Below are 4,840 nucleotides of genomic sequence, written 5' to 3'. Positions count from 1 at the left end.
GCTCGCGAATGCGGTGTGTCAGTCAACCCACATGCTGAATGACACACCGCATTCGCGAGCAAGCCCGCTCCCACAAGGGATCTATGGTGTTTGGGGGATTAGAGGCTGTCTTGCAGGTGAGCCCGCAAATCCTGAAGATCATTCTGCAGCTTCTTCAACTGCTCGATCGTCTGCCCGCTGGCCCCCAGGATGCACTGCGGAATGCCCCGAGCTTTTTCCCGCAAGGCGCGACCCTGTTCGGTCAGCTCGACAATCACCACCCGCTCATCCTCACGGCTGCGTGTCCGACTCAACAAACCTTCGACTTCCAGGCGCTTGAGCAAGGGTGTCAACGAGCCAGGATCGGTCAGCAGTCGCGTGCTGATTTCACCTACGGTCAAACCATCCCGTTCCCACAAGACCATCATTGCCAGGTACTGCGGATAGGTCAGGCCCAGCGCTTGCAGCAGCGGCTTGTAGACCTTGGTCATCATCAGTGAAGTGGAATGCAGGGCGAAGCAGACCTGGTTGTCCAGCAGCAGGTGGTCGCAGTTGTCCGGGGTGTTGCGTTCGGTGGTCATGTCAAAACCTTGATCAGTGATCGTCATGAATCTAGCGGGCGAATCTTTAATGCGCCAGATAATTATGTCTCAGTAGCCGGCCAGATTACCTTGCAAGGCCAGATCCCAGGGCGCAATCGGGCTGAAGCGAGTCTTCAGGTATTCCAGCAACAAACGACTGCGGGAACTGGCCTGTTGCTCCAGGCGCAAGGCGTAGATGCCGGCGGTTTCCGGTTTCGGCAGGCCGTTTTCGCAGAACAATGGCAGCAGTTCGCCCCGCAGCAGATATTCGCTCGCCAGCCAGGTCGGCAAGTGGGCGATGCCCAGCCCGGCCAGAGCGCCGCAGACCAGCGCTTCGGCGTTGTTGGTGCTCATGCGGATACGCGCCGGGCGGTGCAACTGCATGCGTCCATCCTGCTCGANNGCCGTCGTGTTCAATGAGCTGTGCTGGATCGGTCGGCACGCCCCGGCGCTTCAGATAATCGGGGCTGGCGCAGGCGATGCGCACCATATTCGCCAGCGGCGTGGCAACCAATCGGGTATCGACCATTTGCCCGGCGCGTAGCACCAGGTCGACCTTGCCCAGGTTCAAACCCTGCATGTCGACAAAACTGTCGATCAGGTGCAATTGCACATCCAGGCCGGGATACAGCATCAGAAAATCAGCGATGACCGGCGCCAGATGCCGGCGACCAAAAGCGGCGGGGGCGTCCACCCGAATCAAGCCTTCGGGGGCGCTACTGAGGGACACCGCTTCCGCCCTGGCCAAGCGCAACTCGGCGACGATCCGCCGCGCCCGCTCGGCAAACGCCAAACCCGCCGGCGTCGCCCGTACCGCGTGGGTACTGCGCACAAATAGCTGACTGCCGACCGCACTTTCCAGGCTATCGATTCGCCGGGCCACCGCCGAAGGCGTCAGCGGATGGCGCCGGGACGCGGCGGAAAAGCTCCCGGTTTCCAGCACATCGNNNTGGGGTTCATCTTTTTACCCGCGCTTGTGCGAAATCGGCACAGCCATTGTGCGTTGCTGTGCGTTTCCCCGCCAGCGCCGACTGCGTAGGATGAAAAGCCTGACAAGAGGGAATGGGCCTGTGATTGAGTTTGTGCTGTATCTGATCTTCGGCGCTGCCTTGGGCACCCTGGGTGGTTTGTTCGGTATTGGCGGTGGGCTGATTGCCATCCCGCTGCTCGGCGTGTTGTGCGGCCTCGACCAGCAATTGGCTCAGGGCACGGCGTTGGTGATGGTGGTGCCGAACGTGATGCTGGCGCTGTGGCGCTATCACCAACGCAATCGCATTGACTGGCGCCACGCTTTGCCTTTGGCTTCGATGGGATTTTGCTTTGCCTGGATCGGTTCGATCTGGGCCGTAGGCATCGATGCACAACACTTGCGCGTAGGATTTGTGGTGTTCCTGGTGGCGCTGTCGACCTACAACCTGGTGCGGATGTTTAGCGCCAGTACGCAAACGTCTTCGCACATGCATTACTCGTGGCCGTGGCTGGGTGTGCTGGGCACGGCATCCGGGACCATTGGCGGGTTTTTTGGTGTGGGCGGAGCAGTGGTGGCAACACCGGTGTTGACCAGCCTGTTCGGCACCACCCAGGTAGTGGCCCAAGGCTTGTCGCTGGCCCTGGCATTGCCGAGCACCGGGGTCACCTTGGTGACTTACGCGGTGCACCAAGAGGTGAACTGGATGATCGGTTTGCCTTTGGCGGTCGGCGGCNNGCCCTGTCTGAACGACTGTTGCGCGGGCTGTTCTGTGGCTACCTTGTGTTCTGTGCCGTGATACTCGCCTTTAAAGTTTGAAGCCTTCGACGATGTGCTCGGCCAGGCATTCGGTGATCGGCGACGGGTTGTGCAGGTTGCGCACCAGCATGATGCAGGCCTCGGGCAGCAGCGGCAGGTCTTCGGCCTCACCGAGGATGCGCATGTCCGGGGTGATCAGGCTTTCCAGTTGCGCGGTAACCGCCAGGCCGGCGCTGACCACCGCCATCAACGCCGACAAGCTCGAACTGTTGTAAGCGATGCGATAATCCCGGCCCATCGCATCCAGGGCATTGCACGCCCACAGCCGGCAGAAGCAATCNNTGGCGTCTGCTCGTGGGCGCTGAAACACTGCGCCTCGGCCCAGACGAAACGCTCCTTGCGCAACAACTGGCCGATCTCGGTGCCGGGCTCACGGGTGACAATCGACAGGTCCAGATCCTGACGCTGCAATAGCTGCTTGGTGGATTCGCAATGCACTTCGATCTGGATCAGCGGATAGAACTTGGCAAAGCGCGACAAAATCCCCGGCAAAAACCGCATCACGTAATCATCCGGCGTGCCGATGCGCACCGTGCCGACCATGTGCGGCTCGCGCAGGGTATTGAACACTTCACTGTGGAGTTTGAGGATACGCCGGGCATACCCGAGCAACACCTGGCCTTCGGCGGTCAGCTTGACCTGGCGTCCGTCGCGTTCAAATAGCTGGCGCTGCAACACGTCTTCTTCCAGACGTTTCATCTGCATGCTCACCGCCGACTGAGTGCGGTTGACCATTTCACCGGCGCGGGTGAAACCGCCCAAATCGGCGATGGCGACAAAGGTGCGCAGTACATCGGTATCGATACTAGGGAACGCCGACATTCATCAATCTCCGAGATGTATACCATCAGAAACATTCGTTGGATTGATCTTAGCCCCGGCGCGAGACTTGAGCCATCCCTAAAGGAGGGCGACATGATGAAAGGTCAACACGAGCATGTAACGGCAGAAAAATTCTCAATCCACGCAGTCTCCGATTTGCTGCACAAGTTTAGTCGCTGGTACGAACTTCACCGCGAACGTGAATTGCTGGCGAGTTTGAGCGATGAAGCGCTGAAGGACATCGGTGTCAGCCGTGCGGACGTCGAGCACGAATCGATCCGGCCATTCTGGGACGATCCGATGCATAAATGATGATTCCATCGCTACACAAACCCCTCTCTGGTGAGGTAGGTTGCGAGCAGACAAGGAGATGCTCATGCCCGCAACGCTGTCCTTTTCCATCAAACAGGCTCGACGTCTGGCACTGGCTGCCCAAGGGTTCAACGGGCGCCAGCCGCCAGCGACGATCAAAGCGGTTCAGCTCAACCGACTGATCGAACGCCTGGGCATTTTGCAGATCGATTCAGTCAATGCGTTGGTGCGTTCGCACTACCTTCCCCTGTTTTCCCGTCTTGGTAACTACTCATCCGACTTGCTTGATCAGGCTGCCTGGAGTCAGGGCCGGCGTCGTACGTTGTTCGAATATTGGGGCCACGAAGCGTCGTTATTGCCGTTGTCCATGTATCCGCTGATGCGCTGGCGCATGCAGCGTGCGACCCGTGGCGAAGACATTTATCAGCAATTGGCAAAGTTTGGTCGTGAACAGCAGGACACGATTCGTCGGGTGCTGGCCTCGGTTGAAGAACTGGGCGCGCTGGGTGCTGGCAGTCTGTCGACCCGTCAGGAACGGGCCGGACCCTGGTGGGACTGGAGCGCCGAAAAACACGCGCTGGAATGGCTGTTTGCCGCCGGCGAAGTAACGGTGTCTGGCCGGCGCGGCTTCGAACGGCTCTACGATTTGCCGGAGCGGGTGATTCCCTCGGACGTTCTCCAGCAGCCATTGCTCACGGAGGTCGAAGCCCAGCGCGGCCTGTTGCTGCACGCCGCAACTGCCTTGGGGGTGGCGACGGAAAAGGACCTGCGGGATTATTTTCGTTTGAATCCCGGCGATGCCCGTCCTCGCCTGGCGGAACTGGTGGAGGCGGGGGAACTGCTGAACTGCGAAGTCCAAGGCTGGCGCCAGCCGGCGTATTGCCTGCCCGAGCCCAAGGTGCCGCGCAAGGTCGAGGCCAGTGCCTTGCTGTCACCCTTCGATTCGCTGATCTGGGAACGCAGCCGCACCGAGCGCTTGTTCGATTTTCGTTATCGGCTGGAGATTTACACGCCCCAGGATAAACGGGTCTACGGCTATTACGTGTTGCCGTTTTTGCACAACGAACGGATCGCCGCGCGGGTGGACCTGCGGGCCGAACGGGTGCTTGGGCGCTTGGCGGTGCACGCGGTGCATGAGGAAGAGCCGGGGCTGGATGACGCGGGGATGCTGGCGTTGGCGGTTAATTTGCGAGGGATGGCGGATTGGTTGGGGTTGGAGCGGGTGCAGTTGAATTGTCAGCGGGTGAGTGCGGGGCGGTTGCGGGTGGCATTGGCGCAGATTGGTGGGGATTGAGCTGACGCCTTCGCGATGTAGAAACGGGAACATCCTTTACAAACGAAACCGGGGACATCCTTTACG

3 protein-coding genes and 3 pseudogenes are annotated in these 4,840 nt (G+C 59.9%); 3 read left to right on the top strand and 3 right to left on the bottom strand.

The window, feature by feature from the left end:
* Positions 1-98 precede the first annotated feature (98 nt).
* Together BK665_RS33005 and BK665_RS33000 are read right to left on the bottom strand one after the other, a co-directional pair.
* Entirely contained in the window at positions 99-560 is a 462-nt protein-coding gene (locus BK665_RS33005; protein ID WP_123410638.1) for a MarR family winged helix-turn-helix transcriptional regulator, read from the bottom strand.
* Positions 561-629: 69 nt separating this feature from the next.
* Positions 630-1,503 (bottom strand): annotated as a pseudogene (locus BK665_RS33000) (LysR family transcriptional regulator).
* Positions 1,504-1,630: 127 nt separating this feature from the next.
* Here BK665_RS33000 and BK665_RS32995 point away from each other — a divergent pair.
* Positions 1,631-2,346: pseudogene (locus BK665_RS32995) on the top strand (sulfite exporter TauE/SafE family protein).
* Here the strand turns inward: BK665_RS32995 and BK665_RS32990 are convergent.
* Positions 2,336-3,168, bottom strand: a pseudogene (locus tag BK665_RS32990) (LysR family transcriptional regulator). The pseudogenes BK665_RS32995 and BK665_RS32990 sit on opposite strands and share 11 nt — an antisense overlap.
* Before the next feature lie 96 nt (positions 3,169-3,264).
* Between BK665_RS32990 and BK665_RS32985 the strand changes: the two are divergent.
* Both BK665_RS32985 and BK665_RS32980 read left to right on the top strand, forming a co-directional pair.
* Positions 3,265-3,480: a DUF1127 domain-containing protein gene (locus tag BK665_RS32985; protein ID WP_123410637.1), complete on the top strand. Its 216-nt coding sequence runs from the start codon at positions 3,265-3,267 to the stop codon at positions 3,478-3,480.
* Positions 3,481-3,544: 64 nt separating this feature from the next.
* Positions 3,545-4,774 (top strand): winged helix-turn-helix domain-containing protein, encoded by a 1,230-nt coding sequence (locus BK665_RS32980; RefSeq protein WP_123410636.1) that lies wholly within the window; start codon positions 3,545-3,547, stop codon positions 4,772-4,774.
* The last annotated feature ends 66 nt before the right edge of the window (positions 4,775-4,840 follow it).

The organism is Pseudomonas frederiksbergensis (assembly GCF_003732665.1).
GTDB lineage: Bacteria > Pseudomonadota > Gammaproteobacteria > Pseudomonadales > Pseudomonadaceae > Aquipseudomonas > Aquipseudomonas frederiksbergensis_G.
The sequence above is the reverse complement of the archived record's forward strand: the minus strand, read 5'-3'. Positions and strand labels throughout refer to the sequence as shown.